Source organism: Pontibacillus yanchengensis Y32, from assembly GCF_000770635.1.
Taxonomy (GTDB): domain Bacteria; phylum Bacillota; class Bacilli; order Bacillales; family BH030062; genus Pontibacillus; species Pontibacillus yanchengensis.
Map to the genome: position 1 here is coordinate 1 of NZ_AVBF01000049.1, position 22456 is coordinate 22456.

The 22456-nt window shown below is 39.9% G+C and carries 15 protein-coding genes and 1 pseudogene; 4 read left to right on the top strand and 12 right to left on the bottom strand.

Going from position 1 to position 22456, the window contains the following annotated elements:
• Positions 1-139: 139 nt before the first annotated feature.
• The 3 genes from N782_RS20785 to N782_RS20790 all read right to left on the bottom strand — a co-directional run bounded on the left by N782_RS20785 (position 140) and on the right by N782_RS20790 (position 5348).
• Complete coding sequence (locus N782_RS20785; protein WP_052111376.1) at positions 140-1885, bottom strand: N-acetylglucosaminidase; 1746 nt, start codon at positions 1883-1885, stop codon at positions 140-142.
• A 626-nt stretch (positions 1886-2511) separates the two neighbouring features.
• Positions 2512-3561 carry an MraY family glycosyltransferase gene (locus N782_RS15225; protein WP_036822005.1) on the bottom strand — a complete coding sequence of 350 codons (1050 nt, stop codon included), beginning with the start codon at positions 3559-3561 and terminating at the stop codon, positions 2512-2514.
• 554 nt (positions 3562-4115) lie between these two features.
• Positions 4116-5348 carry an N-acetylmuramoyl-L-alanine amidase gene (locus N782_RS20790; protein WP_052111377.1) on the bottom strand — a complete coding sequence of 411 codons (1233 nt, stop codon included), beginning with the start codon at positions 5346-5348 and terminating at the stop codon, positions 4116-4118.
• 277 nt (positions 5349-5625) lie between these two features.
• On the opposite strand from N782_RS20790, the gene secA2 reads away from it, so the two are divergent.
• Complete coding sequence (gene secA2, locus N782_RS15235) at positions 5626-7998, top strand: accessory Sec system translocase SecA2 (RefSeq protein ID WP_036822008.1); 2373 nt, start codon at positions 5626-5628, stop codon at positions 7996-7998.
• 11 nt (positions 7999-8009) lie between these two features.
• A complete protein-coding gene (locus tag N782_RS15240; protein ID WP_036822011.1) occupies positions 8010-8942 on the top strand; it encodes an accessory Sec system S-layer assembly protein in 933 nt (310 codons plus the stop codon).
• Between the two features lie 170 nt (positions 8943-9112).
• Here N782_RS15240 and N782_RS15245 read toward each other — a convergent pair whose 3' ends face one another.
• Positions 9113-9352, bottom strand: coding sequence for a hypothetical protein (locus N782_RS15245; RefSeq protein ID WP_036822014.1), 240 nt, complete (start codon positions 9350-9352; stop codon positions 9113-9115).
• Positions 9353-9498: 146 nt separating this feature from the next.
• Between N782_RS15245 and N782_RS15250 the strand changes: the two genes are divergently transcribed.
• Positions 9499-10866 (top strand): S41 family peptidase, encoded by a 1368-nt coding sequence (locus N782_RS15250; RefSeq protein WP_036822016.1) that lies wholly within the window; start codon positions 9499-9501, stop codon positions 10864-10866.
• 211 nt (positions 10867-11077) lie between these two features.
• Here N782_RS15250 and N782_RS15255 read toward each other — a convergent pair whose 3' ends face one another.
• From N782_RS15255 to N782_RS15265, 4 genes are all read right to left on the bottom strand, one after another.
• Positions 11078-14041, bottom strand: coding sequence for an EAL domain-containing protein (locus N782_RS15255; protein WP_036822018.1), 2964 nt, complete (start codon positions 14039-14041; stop codon positions 11078-11080).
• Between the two features lie 652 nt (positions 14042-14693).
• Positions 14694-17276 carry a phosphodiester glycosidase family protein gene (locus N782_RS15260; RefSeq protein WP_036822021.1) on the bottom strand — a complete coding sequence of 861 codons (2583 nt, stop codon included), beginning with the start codon at positions 17274-17276 and terminating at the stop codon, positions 14694-14696.
• Positions 17277-17549: 273 nt separating this feature from the next.
• On the bottom strand, positions 17550-17681 hold the full coding sequence (locus N782_RS22115) for a hypothetical protein (RefSeq protein WP_272913654.1): 132 nt from the start codon (positions 17679-17681) through the stop codon (positions 17550-17552).
• 140 nt (positions 17682-17821) lie between these two features.
• Positions 17822-18310, bottom strand: coding sequence for a VanZ family protein (locus N782_RS15265; RefSeq protein ID WP_036822023.1), 489 nt, complete (start codon positions 18308-18310; stop codon positions 17822-17824).
• Between the two features lie 162 nt (positions 18311-18472).
• Here N782_RS15265 and galU point away from each other — a divergent pair, with 162 nt between their 5' ends.
• Positions 18473-19354, top strand: a complete 882-nt coding sequence (gene galU / locus N782_RS15270; RefSeq protein ID WP_036822025.1) for a UTP--glucose-1-phosphate uridylyltransferase GalU — start codon at positions 18473-18475, stop codon at positions 19352-19354.
• A 43-nt stretch (positions 19355-19397) separates the two neighbouring features.
• Here galU and N782_RS22215 read toward each other — a convergent pair whose 3' ends face one another.
• The 4 genes and pseudogenes from N782_RS22215 to pcp all read right to left on the bottom strand — a co-directional run bounded on the left by N782_RS22215 (position 19398) and on the right by pcp (position 22399).
• Complete coding sequence (locus N782_RS22215) at positions 19398-20480, bottom strand: C39 family peptidase (protein WP_420805599.1); 1083 nt, start codon at positions 20478-20480, stop codon at positions 19398-19400.
• Positions 20481-20867, bottom strand: a pseudogene (locus tag N782_RS22220) (Ig-like domain-containing domain); the annotation flags it as partial.
• Between the two features lie 340 nt (positions 20868-21207).
• The gene (locus tag N782_RS15280; RefSeq protein WP_084103123.1) at positions 21208-21777 is read right to left on the bottom strand and encodes a L,D-transpeptidase family protein; all 570 of its coding nucleotides are present in this window, start codon (positions 21775-21777) and stop codon (positions 21208-21210) included.
• A 28-nt stretch (positions 21778-21805) separates the two neighbouring features.
• Positions 21806-22399, bottom strand: a complete 594-nt coding sequence (gene pcp, locus N782_RS15285) for a pyroglutamyl-peptidase I (RefSeq protein ID WP_036822028.1) — start codon at positions 22397-22399, stop codon at positions 21806-21808.
• Positions 22400-22456: the final 57 nt, after the last annotated feature.

Genomic DNA, 22456 nt, shown 5'->3' on the forward strand with positions numbered 1-22456 from the left:
CGTACGGAGGCGAGGGAAGCATACTAGTCACTGGGCGCTGGAGCTGGACATAGCTAAAGTGCAAGCACCCGGATAGCGACGTAATACAAAAGCGGTAGAACCTCCAGTGAGGTTCTACCGCTTTTTTTCTTCTATTAATTTAGTTAGTTTGTTTAGTATCATCTGTTGTGTTCTCATCGGAAGTGGTATCTGTGTTCTGATCTGATGATTCATCACTATCAGATGAGGAGTCTGTAGTTTCCTCAGTTGACTCTTCCGAAGAAGAATCGTCGGAACTATTTTCTGTCGTGTCCTCTTCTGCGGAACCATCGTCTTCTGTATTACCTTCTTCGTTATCGCACTCAGAGGAATCATTTGATGTTTCTTCATCTTCAGATCCATCATTAGTAGACTCTTCTGTTTCTGATTGTTCATCATTAGAGGAGGAGTCATTCGTTTCTTCTTCCTCACACTTCTCTTTGTCCCAATCGTATTCTTTCTTATACTTCTCTGGCATTACATAGTTAGGATCTAGAAGCTTTTGGTCTAATTCACCAAGCATCTCATCTGCGCGATACATATAGCCTGCAATCTTTTGACCCCAATAAGGATCGGAAGCATATTTAACATTCATGCCACCAGCTTTGTTTCCAAGATAATCCCCATTGGCTTTCCAATTGCTTTCATTTAAATAATTCTCTGATACGTATTTTGCTGCATACATAATACTGTCTTCAAAGGAATTGAATTCATCTGCATTACCATAAGGATTGTCATCAGTTGCGTTCAGACCATATAGGTTGTTTTTATCTTGCGCGATTCTACTCATACCCCAGGCACTTTCATGGATAGCATGGGCCATTAAATACAGAGCATTCACATTAAACTCTTCCTGGGCTTTTACAAAGGTTCTTCCATACCCATTCAGAGGGCTGTTCGGTCGCGCTTCTTTGATATACGCGTTAATCTCTTCAGGTGTATAATGAGATTGTTTACGTAGATCTAAATCGGAGAAGAATTTATATGTTTCTCCTTTAAAGGTTTTTCCGTCCCAGCTTCGGACTGTTTCTCCTTCAGCCATAGATGATGGTGCTTCCCCATATGTATAGCTAACATAATGACCATAGTAATAAATATAATGGACAAGGTCTCCTCCTACATTTTTATAGTAGGATTGTCCTTCCACAAAGTTCTTTGGCAACAATTGAATAGTCTGTGGCTTTACATAACCAACTCTGTCCGCTAATTGCACCTTAATGGAGTCGTTAGTTGTTTCAAGATACTTCATTTCGGTACTACCACTTACATACGTACTACTTTGTGTGGTTGCCGAGTCGCTGTAAATGATGGTAAATCCTTTTGAAGTAACCATACCATCAGGTGTCCAGACAACCTCTCCATTTTTCAATACCACATCAGAACCCTCTTGCTTTGCATGTGAAATGGCATCATTGATTGATTTATATGCTTTCCCACGGTTGAAGCTATCAACAGCATTCATTTTCGCAACCTGATAACCCTCAACCGTAAAAGGTAGTTTAATAGATTGTTTCATTTTCTCGCCTTTAGCAGATGCTACGCTCTGCTTGATATACAATGTGTAATTGCCTGCAAGAGCATAATTCCCTTCAGGCTTAACCGTTAGTGTTTTACCGTCTTCAGAAAGGTTTGTGGTAACTGCATGCTTCGTAAGGCTTCTGTCATTCATGATGTACACGGTGTTGTCATTAAAAGCTGATGGATCCATTTCCGTATTGAACTGTATGTTCCATTCCTTACCTTCAGAGACATCCATTCGTTCTTGCCATTCGTTCCACGTAACTCCATCTGCATCTGCTTCCCCCACAGATACGAATAATGAAGCAAGTATCACGAAGCTAATTACAATCATCTGCATCTTTCTCATTGAAAACGTTCCTCCCCCAATTATGTTTGTACAATGAAACAGTCCTCCCTATATAACTGTCTCACTGTTGCTAAAGCAAATCTTATGTACGAAAAAAACCGTCAAACCCTATTATAAATGGTTAGTTGTGGTAAGGATAGAGGACTTTGGTAAGATTTCCATTAATTTTTTGTAATTTTGTCGAAACACAGGTTTCTCAATGCTTCTAGTTGAAAATAAATCTCTATTCCGACATTATATTTCCCGGGAAAAGTTTTGCTTATTGGTAATTTGACGAATAAAGGTAGGGTATTTCTGTCACCATAACAGGATGTGAAGGATTACAAACGGTTAGACGTTTGATGTTGCTATTTATTTTATCGGCCTTAACGGAAATGTATTTAGGATATATACAGGATTCATTCGGTATTTTGAATCAACTAATAAGATAGCCTTATCCAAAATAAAGAGCATAATCTGGAGGACATGGATTCTTTGTATCGGGTGACTTTAGCCAATGTTATGGAGCGACTTTCCCAAAACAGGAGCGACCGCCCCCATTCCACTTCCTATACTATATAGCCTCGCTCATTTTAGAGCATAAAAAAGCGCTGACCCTTATATTAAGGTTCAACGCTTTCTAAAGTTTATCGTTTTGTTCGATAATCTTTAATGAAATTGAGGATTGGTCGGTAATTCTGGCCAACCAACCCAGTTATCTCTACGACTAGTTCGACTAGAAGTAATAGGATAAACAGGACAAAAACAGATCCGAACATAGTTGCTTGAGAGAAAATGACTGCCGCTAGGCTGAATAGAGAAGCCATCGCATAAATCATTAACACTGTTTCAGGGTGACTGTACCCTAAATTAAGCAAACAATGGTGTAAGTGGGATTTATCTGGTGCAGAGAATGGTTTCTTTTGTACATATCGACGTACTATGGCAAAAATCGTATCTGAAATCGGTACACCTAAAATGATGACCGGAATAACGAATGAGAACAACGTAATGTTTTTGAACCCAAGTAGGGATAAAACACTGATGATGAAGCCTAAGAATAAAGCTCCCGTGTCTCCCATAAAGATTTTAGCTGGGTAAAAGTTGTAGATTAGAAATCCTAATGTACTACCTAATGTGATTAGTCCAGCCATAACAACGAACGTATTCCCCATCGTAATCGCCATTCCTGAAATGGTTAGAAGCGCAATGGAAGAAACACCTGCAGCTAATCCATCAAGTCCATCAATAAGGTTGATGGCGTTTGTAATTCCAACAATCCATAATATCGTGATGGGAATACTCAAGTAGCCAAATTCAAGCTGGCCACCACCGAATGGTAAGTTAATGAACTCTACCTGAACGCCACCTGCAACAACGACAATGGCTGCTGCAAGTTCTCCACCTAATTTTAATTTAGGTGATATTTCCTTCATATCATCAAAAACACCTGTAATAATAATGATGGCACTACCTATAATGAGTGGCCATGTGTAGGTGCTGTCTGGAAAGAAGAAAAGCATTCCAAGTACAAAGCTTAAAAATATAGCTAAACCGCCTAAGCGCGGCATTAATTTTTGGTGAACTTTTCGGTTGTTTGGTTTATCTGTAGCTCCAATTTTCACAGCCAGCTTCTTAACAAGAGGTGTGATGAGGATCGAAGCGATAAAACAGAAAATCAAGGCCTTAAACTCCATAAAGACCCTCCTCGGTCATTAGTATGTCCTGTTCCTATATATTTGACGCATCAACTACGTTACTTTTTCTGAATAAATGACATGTCTTCTGATAAGACTAACAATATGGATTATATCACAAGATGTTCGAACCTAGAATACATCTTTTCGATTATTCAATAACCTTTATCCATATAACTTAAACACTTCTGAAGTGTGTGAGCCGTTATAATATGTATAAAAGCACAATCTTCCATCATTTTACACAATAGACTCTGTACTGTCTATTACTTATTTGACGAAAATCGGATGAAGTTGGTTTCACTCGACAAATATTTTATTTTAATATTTTTTTGTAAAGAAAAAGTTTACCTATATATACGGCAGGGAACTACATAACTAACCGTCTTAAAAAATTCCCAAGCTAACATGTGTACCATGTTAACTGTTTTGGCACCAAGGGCTTGAAAAAATTATTTAAGAAATGAATAAATTTTTCTTCCTGGTGCCAAACAATTATGTAACAGTCTTAAATATAAAAAATAGGCACCCTCCCCTTGGATGCCTATCCTTAATTAATCTACATCTTTTTCATAGTAATTGACAATGCCGTTAGTGATTGCTTGTGCGTAGAGATCACGATAATGATCAGACGTTAATTTTTCACGGTCACCACTGTTAGTAACAAATCCAAGTTCGACAAGGACACTTGGTAGTGTGTTGTGACGAATAACATAGAAGTCACTTGCTTTGACGCCGCGATCTGCCATGCCAACCGTGTTAACTAACTGATCTTGAATCGTTGTTGCCAACAGTCTTCCTTCACGTACGTTACTATATTTATTCTCGGAATAAAACGTTTCCGCACCTTTTGCTGCTGGAGAAGCTGCATTCGTATGTACACTTACGAATAAGTCCCCTTTAACTTCTTTGGCATATTCTACTCGACCTTTTAACGTAACAAAACGGTCATTATCACGTACTAATATTGGTGTAGCACCTAATTCTTTTAAGTTTTCTGCTACACGTTGTGCTACATCTAGGTTGATTTCTTTCTCTTGTGCTCCTCCACCTTGAGCGCCTGGATCATGATCGCCATGACCAGCATCAACTACAATGCGTTGACCTTCAACAGCTGTTCCACCTTTAACACGTAACTTCATATAAGTCTTGTGGACATAAGCTGTTTCCCCATTGTACTCAATTTCTGCCCAAAAATCTGTGAAGCTATAAATCTCTACTTTGTCTCCATAGCGTAATTGACCTAATTTTTCTCCGTCTGCGGAAGGCTTAGAACGGATGTTTAACACGTCCGATGTTACCGTTCCAGTGGATACTACTTCCTTCGGCTCTGGTTCTGGTTCAGGCTGTGGAGCTGGATCTTCTACTGGTTCTTCAGGAGCTTCTTCTTTTGCATCCTTCGTAATAGTAAATGCTTGCTTGTACCCTTTTTCCATCTGCTTGCTACCTGCTTGAGATGTAATCTCTTTTGTAACAAACAGCATGTACTTTTGTTCTGGCTCGTAACCATCTTTAGGTGCTTCTACTGTGATGGTTTTCCCGTCTTCGCTCAAGCTAAGTGATGGGCTAAGTTGTTCTCCGTCTAAGCTACGAATATAAATGTTTTCATTGTTTACTGAGTCTGATTCGATTGAAGTATTAAATTTGATTGTCCATTCTTTGTCCGTTTCTACATCTGCTTTTTCATCTTGCAATTCTACCCAATCCTCTGCGGCATGAGCTACAACTGGTACAAAAAGCAACATCACAAAACTTAGAAGCGTCCCTACGATCATTCTAGCTGTCATCTAAGCTCCTCCAATTCAAGGTTTTCTCACAGAACTAGAATAGCATGATAGTAAGGGAAAATTCTATACCTTTTGATAATTTTTGGGAAAAAATAGAACATTAACCAGGAAAAACGTCAGTATATCCGCGTTTAATCGACATTTATCTACGAAAATGATTCTTTTGTCCTACTCCTTTTTTGCCTCACTTTGTCAAAACCTGTGAGTATTAATGAAGAAACTAGTATTTCGTGATATACTTGTTAACGGAAATCACTAGATTTGAGGAGCGTATAGTATGCTTGAAACAATGAAACAGAAATACGGAGATCGCAAAACCGAAAGACAATTGAAATTGTATAAAAAAAGTGTCGAAAAAATAAATGAACTAGAAGATAGTGTGAAGCATCTATCAAATGAAGAGCTACGCAATAAGACCGAGGAATTTAAAACCCGTCTTGCTGAAGGAGCTACCGTTGATTCGATAAAAGAAGAGGCATTTGCAGTAGTTCGCGAGGTCTCCAATCGAGTGTTGGGATTACGCCATTTTGATGTCCAATTAATCGGTGGTCTCGTTTTACTAGAAGGTAGCATTGCTGAAATGGCTACTGGTGAAGGTAAAACCCTCGTTGCAACGCTAGCAAGCTATTTACGTGCCCTTGAAGGAAAAGGCGTGCATGTGATTACCGTCAATGAATACTTAGCTCGTCGTGACGCTGAAATGATGGAACCGATCCATGATTTTCTAGGACTTACGGTTGGGTTAAACGTACCTCAAATATCTCCTGAAGAGAAAAAACGAGCGTACAAAGCTGATATTACATACGGCATCGGTACTGAATTTGGCTTTGATTACTTACGAGATAATATGGCACAGCAACCGACGCAACAAGTTCAACGACCATTCCACTACGCGATTGTGGATGAAATTGATAGTGTGCTAGTCGATGAGGCAAAAACACCTCTTATAATTGCAGGAAAAACCATGGCAAGCGCACGTTTACATCGTGTTTGTTCAAAGCTAGCGAAATCCTTTAAAGCTGAACAGGATTATAACTTTGATCAAACCACTCGAGCTACCAATCTGACAGAAGAGGGTATGACAAAAGCTGAACGCGCTTTTGGTGTGGATAACCTTTTTGACTTAGAACATCAGACCTTATATCACTATATCATTCAAGCTGTCCGTGCCCATGTCATGTTTGAACGTGACGTTGATTACATTGTACACGAGGGCGAAGTGAAATTAATTGATATGTTCACTGGTCGTATGATGGAAGGACGTACACTTTCTGACGGATTGCACCAGGCAATTGAAGCAAAAGAAGGCCTTGAAATTACAGAGGAAAATAAAACGCAAGCTAACATTACTATTCAAAACTACTTCCGCATGTATCCTATCCTTTCTGGAATGACTGGTACAGCTAAAACGGAAGAAAAAGAATTTCAACATACGTATAACATGGACGTTATTCAAATCCCTACCAATAAACCAAGAATTCGCGAAGACTTAGAAGATAGCATCTATCTTACTAAAGAGCAGAAATACAACGCGATGCTGCAGGAAGTGAAAGATCGTCATGAAAAAGGACAACCCATTTTAATAGGAACAACGTCCATTCTACAATCGGAAAAAGTAGCAGAGTATCTAGATGAGGAAAACATTCCTTATGAACTGTTAAACGCGAAAAGTGTGGAACAAGAAGTACGTCTCATTTCCTTAGCAGGACAATATGGCCAAGTAACGATCGCTACGAACATGGCAGGTCGTGGAACAGACATCATGCTAGGCGAAGGCGTTGCGGAAGTTGGCGGTCTTCACGTGTTAGGGACGGAGCGTCATGAATCCCGTCGTGTGGACAACCAATTGAAAGGTCGTTCCGGACGTCAAGGTGACCCTGGCTCCACTCAATTCATCATCTCCATGGAAGATGAACTCATGCACCGTTATGCTGCTGAGGAAACAGAGCGCAAAATGAAATCCATCAAGTCCGATGAAAATGGCTTAATCCAAAACAAAGATATCCACAAATTCGTCGATACCGTTCAACGCATTTCCGAAGGTAGTAACTTCAATATTCGTGAATTTAACCTGAAGCTGGATGATGTAATTAACGATCAACGAGAAGTCATCTATAACCTTCGTAATCAAGTTCTGGAAACCAACCAATCCCTTGGCATTATCCTTCCTTATGTAGAAGATTATTTAATGCAAGTTGTGGAGAAAGAATGCCCAGATACCATCGTTCCTGAGAATTGGAATCTTGAACATTTAGAAACAGAAATCAACCGAGCAGCACCAATTATTGAAACCAATCTCCAAGATAAACACATTGAAGATATAACCGATGTACAGGACTATGCGAAAAAAGCAGCTGATGCGTACGTTGACGAAATTGAGAAATTAAGCAGCAATGTAATGCTTCAATCTCGTTTAAAACAAGTTGCCTTAATGATCATTGACCGTCAATGGATTCGCCATCTGGAAATGATGAATCGTCTTCGTGAAGGAATTGGAATTCGTCAGTATCAACAAGAAGATCCGTTACGTCTCTATCAGAATGAAGGTCTTGATGTCTTCAACCATACAATGTTTGAAATCAAACGAGAAATGGTCCTTCAACTAGCACGTTTCGTTACAGCTATTCGTAAGAAAAATAATAAGAAGTAGGAGGAGCCACCATGCTTAACTTTCTTAAACGCAAAAAAAATGAAGAAACAGAACAGCCAACACGCCAAAATGATTCCACGGTAGATGCCAATGAATTACTTGAAGATGTGCAGGAGGAAAGTTCTGAGGAACAGGTGGAAACGGAACTTTCCCTCCACCCTTCTTGGAAGCTTGATGAAGAAGAAGTGTACGTGTATCGGTTTATGAACAACGAACACCCTCCACTAAAGCCAAACCAAATATCTTTAGCTGGCTTTGAGCTTCATCACATGGATGATCAAATTTCAGTAGGGGCGTTTGTTCGTAACTCATTAAATAAGAAAATCTCCTTTAATGAAACAACACTTCTTCTTATGACAGAAGATGGGACCAAGCTAGGACGGAAAGAATTCGATCTATCATCACTAGATGAATTACCAGCTAAATCAAGTCGCCCTTACCCATTCATTTTTGATGAGAACGATTTATTTGTTCCAGTAGAAGAAGTTCCGTTAGAAGGATGGAAACTAGCATTTGAACTAAAGAAATCAGCCCAAAAGCATTCCCTTGATCTTGCTGAAAGCTGGCAACAATCATTGGCGAGTGATGATGTAGAAAAACTAAAGGAATACACGGAATCCCTGCAGCCTCCAAAACCTGGTGAAGTGAACTTCATGGGATTAAAAGCCGTTCAAGCAGACAGTGGTGATTTACACGTAACCATGCTCATCCGTAATGGCAGCGAAAAGAACATTAGCCTTCAGCAATTGCCATTACAATTTGAAGACGCCTCAGGGGAAGTTGTCGCACGAGGTGGTTTCCAGCTAGATAACTTTGATGTAAAAGCCAACACAAGTAAGCCATGGACATTCATCTTCCCACGCGCCATGATTGATACGGACTCATTGGATCTTTCAAAATGGAAAGCATATCCTACCCAGCAAAACCACCAGAGTGAAGAGTAGTTTATAAAACTATACATGGATGTAGCTATTTAGACACTAAAAAAACCTGCTATCTACATTAGAGATAGCAGGTTTTTTCACTCATAGCGATTAAGAAGTGTTAATGTGAGGATATCTTTTTAGTGGAACTGGATGAATTTTTTCACATAAATCATAGTTTGGTGTACCGTTTACGATTTATTGCTTAGTTCCTTTGCTTCCTCTTGGGCTTCGATATTGTTCTTAATAAGCTGATACACATTTATGTTATTGTCTCCTACATTTTGTTCTGTAGCATTTAACTGGTGAAGGAAGAAACTTGCTGAAAAAGAAAGAAAAGCACTTTTACTTATACCTAGTTCTTTCGTTTTTTCATCTATTTGATTAAATAAATCTTCCTCAACTGAGACACTTACTTTTTTCTTTTTCATGATGACACCAACCTCCTTCATATATCATACTGTTTTGGGAGGATTATTGTAAAGAGACTTTCAATTCTTGTTATGGTTATTTTTTCCTTAAATGTATCCCTTGTACATGGTATACTTATAGAAATGAATAGAAAGGGAGTTATCGTATGACATACAAAAATAAGGTGATAGCCTTATTAGCCCCATTATCTCTAGCTTTCTCGATCTTCACTCCTACAACCGAGGCTGCTGATGACGATGAAATCAAGAAGATAATACAAAAAAATTATGTGGATGAGTTGGATGAGGAAACGTTGAACCAGGATGTTTCTACGATTCTCAAAGGATTGGACCCGTACTCAACCTATTATACGAAGGAAGAGTTTCAATCTTTCAAGGATAGCCTTAACCAAAAGATGGTAGGTATTGGCGTATCACTTGCAAAAGAACAAGACTCTATTATTCTACAAAAAGTATTCCCAGACACACCTGCATCTGAAGCAGGTCTTACTTCTGGAGATGTCCTCATCAGTGTGGATAGTACACAGGTAGCGGACAAGTCAGTGAGTGAAACGATTGAGCTTCTAAAAGAAATCCAATCATCTACCTTCGATGTAACTGTACAACCTGCTGAGGGTAAACAGAAGACTGTTTCCGTTACCCGAAAAGATATTCAACTCCCTTCTATTACAAGTGAACGGTTAGGTGGAGATATTGGATACTTACAAATACATACGTTTGCTGAAAACACAGGTAAGGAACTCCAAGAAGCAGCATCAAAGTATGAGGACATGGAACATTGGATTCTCGACGTGCAGAATAATCCAGGTGGTTACGTTTCTGCTGCTCAAGAAGTAGTAGGCGCATTTCCAAACGTTCCAACAGCTTTTATAGCAGAATATCGAGATTCAACGGTAACATTTGCAGCTCTACAACAAGACAAGCAGTTAACAGAACCTATTTCCTTATTAATCAATAAAAATAGCGCTAGCGCCTCAGAAATTGTAGCAGGAGCCTTACAAGATAACGATGCAGCAACGTTATATGGCGAAACAACGTACGGAAAAGGCTTACTGCAAGATTTGATGGTACTTCCTGATCAAAGCGCGCTAAAACTAACTACAGCACGTTTCTTCACTCCGAAACATAACGTCATCCAAAGTGAAGGAATCAAACCTGATATCAAGACGGACGAACCACTTACAGAAGCCCATTTGGATGCTCTAAACGAACAGTATTCCTATCAAACGTTTGATGAAGATACCGTTTCAGCTTCTAAAACCTTTGAAATCAATGTAAGCATGGCAACAAGCAAAGAGGCTATTCTAGACTCCATCCACCTCTTTGAGCTAGGCAACAAAGAAGTAGATTTCACACTTACTTCAAGTGACAACAATACATTTTTACTAGACCCAACCGAAAATCTCCAAGCTGGCAAAGAATATATGTTAATGATTCATCCAGGCTGGAAAAGTAACGAAGGTATAGCTTCTGAACAAGGTGTTATGCAGCCGATTGATATAAAAGAAGCTTGATACTAAAAACCCTAGCACTTGAGTTAGTGCTAGGGTTTTGTATGTTGATGGCTATTTTATTGCTAGAATGGTGGGTCGCTCCTACTTTCCATTTCTCACTCTTAATTTACTGAAAGTCGCTCCAGTGAACGAATCTGAACTTCATCCCAATTATCACCTTAACTACTTGCTTTTCACTCTAGCCGTCTTATATTTAGTACAAACCCTTCCTCTATACACTTTGCTTTTGCTCTAAATAAGCATACGGATCTTGTTTTATGAAGGTCGTATCAGGGATATCCTTGTTATTCTGTTGCATGATATACACTTGATTTAGTGTGGAAGCAAGCTTATCTCTTTCTTGTTCTTCTATGATAAACTGAACACCATAGTGATAAACGGACTGGTTATTCACTTCTTCATGCCACACGATTGTTCCGGTAACAGATACATGTTTACCATTTAACTCAAACGTGAAGTTTAAGCTGATGTTTGGATTTACAGGAAGCTTAAGAGGAGACATAAATCGCAATCCGCCAATACCTATGTCTTCCACAAGGACTTCCGATCGACCTAGTCCTAATGATTTTCCATAGTATTCTACAATCCCCATATTCGCTTGCACAGCATAATCAAAATGAACTCGAAAATACTTTCTTCTGTCTTCCCCTTCTTGTAGTTTTTGCTTGTCTTCATCAGGCTTTATTCTGCGTTTCATCATCATTGTTTCAAAATCTTGAATTGGCAACGGTTTAGAGAAGTAATACCCCTGAATTTCTTCACAGTTTTTCTGCTTCAAATAGTTAAATTGCTGATAGGTTTCTACCCCTTCCGCCACCACTTTTATATTTAGTTCATGGGCTAGAAACAGAATGGCAGATACAATAAGATTATTTTCATCATCCTCGTGATCCAATTCTTGAATAAAACTTTTATCAATTTTGACCACATCTCGCTGGATAACCTTGAATTGTTGCAAGGAGGTGTACCCACTACCAAAATCATCAATCGCTATCCCTACACCTAGCTCTTTAACGTTTTTTATTAAGTCATTCATAATGGAATAATCAAGAAAAGATGTTTCTGTTATCTCCAATTCCAGCCAATGACCTTCTAGCTCGTAAAAATCAAGATTTTGCTGAATGGTATTGATTAAGTCCTTCTTATATAAATGAATTGGAGATATGTTGATAGAGATAGGACATAGGGTAAGCCCCTTATCTTTCCATGTACGAAGTTGCTCACACACTTGTTGTATCACCCAATTCTCAATTTCCACAATAAAGTTATCCTCTTCGGCAATTGGGATAAACTCATTTGGCGAAACCATCCCCCACCTTGGGTGATTCCATCTTATTAAGGCTTCGGCTCCTTTTATCATTCCTTGAAGATCTACTCGAGGCTGATAGTGTAATTCAAATTCTTCATTTCCAAGTGCAGGACGCATATCTCTTTCTAATATGAACTGTTTAAAAGATAATATATCTTTGGATGGTGTATAAATTTGATATCCGTTTTTCCCAGCCTCGGTTGCTCGGGAACAAGCAAGTCTGGCACCATTTAATACGTCTTCCTGACTTTCCCCATCTTCAGGATAAAAACTAACACCTATATTTGAAGGAAGGTGGAATTCATAGCCTTGAATATTTAGCGGTTCTCGTATCGTTTTAATAAGATGCTCCATATGAGCCTTATCTGGTAGATTTTCCGCTTCATTATCTAGTAAAAGTACAAACTCCTCTTCGCTTGTACGAGCAATAAATGCCCCTTGCTTAACGACATCTCTTATTCGTTTCGAGATAGCCTGTAATGCTTCCTCTTCAATGCGAGTTCCCAATGAGTCGCGAATTTGTTTTAACCGATGAACCTTTAAGTGTAATACCATGAACTTGCGTTGCTTCGCCCATACGTCAAAGTTGGTTTCCAAATGATGTGTATTGCCAAAACCAGTGATGGTGTCATGTGTGGATACATACTCTAATTGATGCTGGTAATCTTTTTGTTCGGTAATATCAATGATAATTCTCATTATTGCAATTAATTCATGCCTGTCATTCAACGTGGGGATTGTTTGCTCAGTAATCCATTTTTTCTGACCATTTGAACAAACGATGCGATACTCAAGATGTAAGGTTTGTCCTTGATGCAAGAATTGAGTTTTCCCTTTGATACGTTCGTTGTCATCCATGTGTACAATTTTCTTTAATAATTGTGGGTCCTCCCTATATTCCATAGGAGTAAAACCAGTAATGTGCTGAACTCCCGCAGAACAAAAAACGAGCTTATCATTGAGGGTATCCTCAGCAATAATCCCTACATTCATACTATGAGTGAGGTTCGCCAATTGATCGCTTTGCTGATCAACTGTTTCTTTCAAATCTTGATAGTCTGTAATATCAAAAACGGTCCCGATTAACCGAATCACTTTCCCATCTTCTTTAATAGGGGCCACCTGGGTTTTCACATTACGTAGTTCATGGTCTGGTCGTATAATGCGGCAGGATATCGTTTGACTCTCCCCAGTTTGAAGAGCCGATTTCAATTGTTTATCAAGGGCACTTCGATCATCAGTATGAATATGTTTTAAGAAAAATGTATAGGGGTATTCCTCATTTGAGTGAGGGTCTAAACCAAACAATTTATAGTGGTAGCTTGAAGCGTAGAAACGTTTTGTGCGAACATCAAAATCCCAACTTCCTACCTCTGCGCTTTCTTGGGAGTTTTCCAGATGCTCTTTCTTAAGCTGCAATACATTTTCAACATCTTTCATCTGTGTCTCATCTTCAAGCACAAGACCAACCGCTACAATTTCTTCCTCAGCAAATATAGGAATATGGGAAACCTTTACATGGAGGGTACTACCATTCTTATGAGTTCCTTCAAGATGCGAAACCGAAGTAAATCCCTTCAAGGCATGTGAAAAGTCTGCATGTAGTTGCTTACTATCAGGTTTCGTAAAATATCGATGGAACGATATTTTGTGTACACCGGAATATCCAAAGAAGTCATTTATAGTTCGATTACAAGTTAATTCCTTGTTGTTCTCATCCAAAATGTAAATCACATCGTTATGTGTTTCTAGTAATGATGTGAATAATTCAAAGTGATTCTTTAGTTTATCTTCTTCCTTCACAGAGAGTTGCTGCATCATTTGTTGAAATTTATTCCCAGAGTGCTTCTTCCATTTAGCTAGCAAGTATATCCCTCCATTGATAGTAGATTATAATACTATCATCTTGTTATCTAATTGAATGTAATGATTTTGCTCCTAAAGTCCCCAACTATAACCATCCATCTTATCCCCTTGATTGTTTTATCCAGCCATACCATATATTAGTTTATATTATAAAATAATAACGAGTGTGAGTCAGTACTTATTTACTATTTTTTAATAACAATGACCTAGTTCATTGATGATTTAGATATAGAATAGCTAAATCAAGGCTTGTTCCCTCATCTATTTACTCCCTATGATTTTGTGTGGCAATTTGACACGTAGGGATTTTTTCATCTCCTCCGAGTTTATACCACCATTTATTACTATTATAGAAAACTGATTGGAGTATCATGATTAAACACTTATCACTTGTGATAGCATACTAGTATCTCTTCACAGTGGCGTATGTACATTTGTTCATTGTCTGTATTGCTAGCGAGGCGTAGCCGAAGGTGGAGGCTCACATGCCTTCTCTCCCTCCCGAAAATAATGAAACAATTACGTTTATCCATATAAACTGCTTATATGGATGAACCTAGAACTATGTCATTAATTATATCTACAACAAACTTAAACAAAGCCATCCAAAAAAAAGCTGACTTGCTATAACAGCAAGTCAGCTTATGAACTATTAATCTACCTGGAAGACCTTCTCTACTGGGGCACGCATCTCAGCGCCACCACTAGATTCTACGTCTTCTGTGATGATTAATTTATAAAATTGGTTTCCGGTATATCCGTTGTCTGGTTCTTCTATCGTTACAACATCTTTTGCGTTGTTTAGCGTCACGTCTGCTTCGACTTTTTCGCCTGATACGGTTTCTACGTAGATGTTTTCATTGGTTACTGTAGAAGAACGAAGGGCCGTGTTAAATGTGATGTCCCATTCTTTATCCTCTTCCACGAAATCATATTCCTGTAAATTGTTGATCTCATCATCGTTGTCATTATAAGCAGCACGAAGTCTATCTAAGAAAAGAACACCGTAATCTTTATTGTCTTCACTAGTTTCGGCTACATATAATTTGTGCACGGATAATGGTAAGGCTGCTTCATCTGGAACTTCTGCTTTTACATATTTCCAGCCGTTCCAGTCTAGTTCACCCTCTTCTGTGAAACTAACTGTGTAGGTTTTGCCTGTACCATCTAGCAATTTACCTCTTAACCAGTGGTCACTGCCATCACCATACACCCACATGCCGATATGATTCGGTCTCCCTTTCATTTCGACAGGGTTGTTTCGAACCAGATAGGATGCAGCTATACCTTGATCACCTGTAGCAAAGTTGTACTCAAAGCGCATGGATGTGTCACCAGCTGCGACTGGTTCAAATGCCTGGCTAATCCGGTTGGTACCACGGGCACGAATTGCGTCAAAATCCCATGCAGTACTACTAGTAAAGCCATCAAGAATTTGTCTAGTGCCACCTACGGAAACAGAGGCTTTATATTCATGTCCATTGATATTTACTACGACTGCCCCGTCAGCACTGCTATCTGCTGCCTGAAGAACCCCATTATCAGAAATGGTTCCGATTGAGCCTTCTGTATCCCAAGTAGCCGTATTTTTGTTAAAGATAATCTTTTCGTTATCGTCTGAGAACCCTTGTACATCAAATGTTTGCTTCGTTCCTGTACCTAGCTTAATGTCTTCAGGGGTAATTTCGAGACGATCTACTGTTTCGACGACTTCAATTGGTAAACGCTTCGTTGCGTCCCCAGCTGAAGCAACAATCTCTCCTGAACCTGCCTGTTCGGCTACAAACGTTTTACCTTCCATATGGCCTACGCCGCCATCAACAGATAATTCCACTTGGCTCTTATCTAGCGGGTAGTAGTTTTCATCTAAAAGATAATCAACTGCGACATCGACAGAAGAGCCTTCAACTACTTTCCCTTGTTCTTCTTTATGTGCTTTGATGATACTTGGTTCACCCGTTTCAGCTGTATTGACAGCATGTAAGGTTGAGGAAACGGGGCGTTGGTATCCATCCGATGGGCTGTTAATAACAGAAGGCATCTTATCTCCTGGCTCACGGGCTGTAATCGTAGTTGAGCCCCCACCGTCTAAATTAATAGCTTTATAGATTCCTTTACTTTCAATATACTCGGCAAATTCTTTTAAGGTCATGCCATCGCTATAACCATTTTGACGTCCATCTACAGCAATAAAATATACATTGGATCCATCTTCGTTGATCCCCACTGCTGTTCGAGGTGCTCGTGCTCTTGCGCGAGAGCTATTTTCGTTTATCTTTAGATCAACTTCGCCGTTGTTCACAAGCATTGGTCCGCTTGCTAGCATATAATCGGCGTTTTCCCACATGTTATCATTGTTGATTTGAAGGGAGATGCTATCCCCTTTTTCAACATCTTCGAATTTCGCTGCCTGTGCTCCACCTTGGATAGATAGAACAAAGCCATCGTCAGGCACTTTGGTACGAGCATCATCGCCGTACTCTTTAATTAGCTCCACTTCTCCGGTGACCGTATCGCCGAATTTAATCTCACTACTATCTACCGGCTTTTCTAACCCACTTACGGCGATTTCCATGCCGTATTCGTTGGTTTTCGTCCAATCAAAACGGTCATTCGGGGTGTACAGAATGATTTCGCCTTCATCACGATCCTTGTTATATGAATCAATGGTGTATGAGTCACCATCATAATCAAAATGCAGGTCCAGTTCATATTTTCCTAGCATCGCACGTCCGTCAGGTGTCATGCCAAATGCAGTCGGAACACTCATATACCCATTGGCATCATCGGAAACTGCTCCAAGGTTAAAGATATTTTGATTCTCGGAAATTAAATAGGCTGGCAACGCCTGATTAACGTGAAAGAATGACCCATTGATGGAGCCTAGTACACGGTTTCCTTCTTTATCAATCGACTGAGCTTGTGTCGTCACAGGGTCAAGTGTTGGAAATGGTTCTGGGTACGTCATTTGAATCGTAGAATTGGGTCCGTCAACGCCAATTTCCATAACGTATGTAGACTGCTCATAGCTACCTGAATCTATTTGTTCATTTGTATAGTTTACGTCTGGTGAAACGGTTTGCTCCTTCTTGACTTCATATCCTGCTGCAGATACTTTGGCATGTCCGTTCTGATCCAGTAATGGAAGCTCAAATGCTGCTCCAGCCATTTGAAAGATTACTAGAATGGAAAGAACGCGAACAAACCACTGATGCTTTTTCCACTTATGTACCATAATATCCTCCCTATTTTTTACTACTAACCCACTAAAATTATACATATTTTGCAAGCCATCCGACATTGGACGAATGTAGGATTCTCACTTATTTTTGACGTTAAACGACACCCTAACGTTTCACATTCTATGAAAATCTGACATTTTTTGCACATCATAAGTCTATCATGTAATTGTTAAAACAGTATGTATGGATGATTAATATTTTCAACAGTAAAAAACCCCAGAGCTCCTGTCCACCTCTGAGATACGTAAGCAAAGACGACATACTTATTAAGGCTGTGTCTTTAGTTCTCTTATGAGTTGTTGTAACAGTTCATCCGTTGTGTTGATAGCACTTTTCTCTGCCATATCAATTAAGGACGTAAGTATATGCTGCAAATGTTCCTCTGTTATATGCTCCATCGCCATCACCTCTTCAACTATCATACTATTAATTTACACATTTTTACACCACTAGTTTTATTTTTTTGTCGAACAGAGGGTGAAAAGGAAGAACAAAAGCGCAAGCGCCCGTGATGGGACGAGGGACCTGTCCCCTCGTCTCACTTTTTGGACGAACGGGAGGTAAAGAGGATGATGAAAAAGACAACAGCCAACAATGCCCCAAAACCATCTACAAGTACATCTCCTATGTAAGGCGTACGATTTGGAGTGAAATATTGATGAGTTTCATCTAGAATTCCGTACATAACAGCTAGACAAAAACTTAGAATAAGCTGAAATGATCTCTTTAATTTTGTAGTTTTTCGGATCGCGATATAAAACAACACACACAGTAAAAAGAAGCTGAATAAGTGTGCCCCTTTCCGAATAAAAAATTCAATTAACCCTTCTACACCTAGATTTGATATACTGACTTGTGTATGATGGTAGGTAAAGGAAACCCATTGTAGGTATGGTTCCAAAAAAGAAACGTCTATGTTTGATTTCATAAACGGCTTAATATCTTGTTCTTGATAGGGCGTCGAGGAAGAATAAAAAAGTACCCCCATCCAGGCAAGGGGCAACAACCAGTAGCCTATTTTTTTCATAAGCGGACTCCTCTCTGTCTGACGTTTTAGAAATGGAATATAGGGTAATATATTTACTTTACATATTGAAAACCTTTACTTATTTTTTATATTTTTGGTTAATAAAGGTATTATAATAATAATAGACACGAAATAGCTAGTGTGGAAGGGAGATGTTTTGCTTTGACCATTAAAAAAGCAATCATACCAGCGGCAGGGCTTGGAACGAGATTTTTACCTGCCACGAAAGCAATGCCGAAAGAAATGCTACCCATTGTAGACAAACCAACTATACAATACATCGTAGAAGAAGCCATTGAATCAGGCATTGAGGATATCATAATCGTAACTGGAAAAGGTAAGCGTGCGATTGAAGATCACTTCGACCATGCTGTTGAGCTTGAGGATAACCTTATTAAAAAAGGTAAGCTTGAGCTGCTAGAAAAAGTGAAGCAATCGTCTAAAGTAGAAATTCACTACATTCGCCAGAAGGAACCGATGGGACTTGGACACGCTGTATGGTGTGCCCGTAAATTCATTGGGGATGAACCATTTGCCGTTCTACTTGGAGATGACATTGTACGAGCGGAAAAGCCTTGTTTGAAGCAGTTGATTGAACAATATGAGGAAACGAAATCTTCCATTGTAGGAGTACAAGCCGTTCCGGATGAAGAAACGCATCGTTACGGAATTATCGATCCAACTGAACAAGATGAAGCCCTTCACCATGTTCGCCAATTTATCGAAAAACCGCAACAAGGGGAAGCACCTTCTAACCTTGCCATCATGGGGCGTTATATTTTAACACCGAAAATCATGGAAATCCTTGAAAATCAAGAGCTTGGCGCTGGAAATGAAGTACAGTTAACAGACGCTATTCAAAAGCTAAACGAATTCGAAAACGTCTTCGCCTATGAATTCGCTGGTCGTCGTTATGACGTCGGAGAAAAGCTTGGATTTATCAAAACGTCGATTGAGCTTGCGTTAGAGCAGGATGAGTTGCGAGATGACTTAATAACGTTTATTGATCAGCTTGTTGAAAACTACAAACACAATTACTATTAAAAGCAAGGAGCATCACCACAAGCGGTGATGCTCCTTTTTGTGTTTAATTCGTTTGTTGTTTATGCTCAATGACTAGAGCCTGACTGCCCATTTGCTTCCAGGCCGCTTCAAATTGACTGCGATTCAGTTTTTGGTTCTTTTGACCATAAGGGTTGTTGATATACACGTAATTATCTGTATAACCTGTTATAACAACACTATGAACACTGAACGTAACGTTGATGGTTCCTTGAGGCGTATTCCATGTCTGGAAGTTGTTCACACGTCTAAAACGAGTATTAGTCATGACCCAAACCGGTTTGCCTTCATCCACATGTGTATATAATTCATCCACGTTAACACCTGTTAGATCCTTAGCCCGCTCCCCTACGTATTGTTTCGCTAAGTCATGAATGGGACCGTGATACACAGAAAGGCCAGGACCATTTTCCATATCTCCAACGAAGCCTTCATTTGGATTCCCTTTTAATCCACTGCTATACGTTAACGGCACGCGCTTCACATTGTTAGCTAATTCATTCTTCGTCACGTCAACATCGTGATACTGAAGGACCATGGCTAGACTTGTCACTTCACACCCATTGTATAATTGCGGAGAAGCCATTTGATTCAATAGTGGCACGTCGAGTGGATTGGCATAATTTTTTTCACTAAGCTGGACGATTTCTTCTTCTGGTTCCTCGCCCATTCGGTAGGTGGTTTGCTTACCTTCCCTATTGATTCGTACTTCATATCCAAGTTGTTCTTGAATAAATAAAAGTGGTGCGTAATACGTGCCGTTTACATTTAGAATGCGTAGATCAGTTGGCACTTCTTGTCCATCTTCTTGCGTAGACATTACCGGCACGACAGTTGACATGTCTTCTGTGTAGACTACATTTCGCCCTGGCAAAATGGTAAGCTTTTGCTCTTCTTGAGTTGTGTGTAACGTTTTTCCTTTACGTTCGGTTGATCCTTCTAATGCTTGAACGATTGGTTTAATAGGTAAATAGGTAGCCTGCTTATAAGTGATAGGTGTATGTTCGTCATGCTTATCCCCATTCAATACAAGCGTGTGATTGGTGGATTGTTCTTCGAGAAAACCTTCCGTCCACGTTGGGGTTGAATCACTTACCGTAAACTCCATCTCATTCTGTGTCGTAGCAGAGCCACCTTCTGTACTCTCCACCTGATCTGTAACGACTAACGTGTATGTATGATTTGCTTGATAGCCTGAAGCTGGTGGCAAAATCGTTACATGATCCTCGATTACATCAAATGAAACAGCTACCTTTTCCCCTTGCTCATTGGTTACAAAAATGGAGCTTTCGTTGATAGAAGCTGGATCCACTGGTGTGCTGAACTGAATGCCCCACTTGTGGGTTTCGGAAATATCGGTGCGCTTCTGTAGCGTGTCGATACTTGTCTGGTCAGCTGCATGACTAACCACGCCCGGTACCATTAAGGTAATGAACAGTGTAAGCATGAATGGTATAAAATGTCGCATATGTTCCTCCTTTTTAACTAGTTTCATAGATTTATGAAATAGTTACATTATATCTCACATCGATTCATGCTCAAACTGATAACTACAGATATTGAAGAAATGAGTCGAATCATGCGGATAGATTTTACTAGAAGGTTTCGTTTGAGGGGGATTAGTGCTGCGAAGTCGATTCTTGAGGGAATTTTGAGCCAATGATTTGGCGGGTCGCTCCTATTTTTGGATTCTCGCTCCTGATTCGTAAAAGTTGCTCCTATTTTTCGATTCACGCTCCTATTTTGAAAAAGTTGATCCTATTTCCGAAAAGTCGCTCGGAACGCCCGCACACGCACCAACACAAAAAAAGAAGACCGCTCCAAGCAGCCTCCCCTTAATCTTCCTTTATAACAATAACCGGATCTTTACTAGCGTCCAGCCACTGTAACACCTTTACTAGGTTCTCTTCCGATACAGCCACACACCCTTGCGTGAAGCGCGTATCTGCCTTTTTCATATGCAGAAAAATAGCGCTGCCTTTTCCTTTTACAATCGGGTTGGTGTTGTATTCAATGACAACACCGTATTTATACAACGGGTTTGTCATCCGCTCAAATGACGCCCACTTTGTAGTAGGGTCGCCTGGATAGTGCACCCATTGATTGTAGTCGTCAGAGGTGACGTCGTCTATCCAATAATCATTCGCTCCTACCGTTCGAAAAGGTATTTGAAGAGAAGCAGGCTCTGCGCCCCAGCCAAATGCTGTTCCTAGTGGAAATGTTCCAATTGGGGTGCGTTGGTCGCCTTCTCTTTTTTTAGGAATGCCGTGTTTTCCAATGACCGCTTCCATGGTAGGCATCGCTTGTATCCATGTATTTGCTTCTTTTTCATAAGCAGTGAGTGTAGCTACAGGTTTTTCTGGGTCTTTCACGGTTACGAGTAGTTTTTGCCGAGGTGTTTTCATCGCGTCCTTCACCTCTTTTCTTGTTGTATTATAAACAGTTGATGGCGATACGGATTGCTTCGGTTAAATCAGCCTGCGACCAGCTTGGGATGCGTTGATGCTCGATTGCTAACTGATGGGATGCTGGTATATGGATAAAGCCAGCTGGGATGGTGGTGTCCTGAAGGGTGTAGAGTACCTGATACATAACATGATTGCATAGGTACGCTCCTGCTGTATTCGATATCTCGGCTGGAAAACCATGCTGTTGTAACTGACTTACCATCTGTTGAATGGGTAGCGTTGAAAATAAGCCATCAGGTCCATCTGTGATGATTTTTTCACCAGCAGGCATATGACCCTCGTTATCTGCTTCTCCGTCGTTACAGTTGATTGCAATGCGCTCTGGATTTATTTTGTATCGACCACCAGCCAAACCGAGCGCAATAACAGCATCCGGCTGTTCTTCTTGAACAAGCTGTTTGATGGTGTCGCCTGCTTTATGAAAATCAACTGGAAGGATGTGTCCAGTAACTTGAAAATCACCAACGACTTCCCCCTGCAAAGCCTCCACAATGCTCATCGTCGGATTGATTGGAAATTGTAAAAAAGGTTCAAAACCAGTGAGTAGTAGCTTTTTCATAGTATTCACTCCTTCTTGGGATGGTTCCAGGTGAGGATATTCGCGAAAATGTTCGTA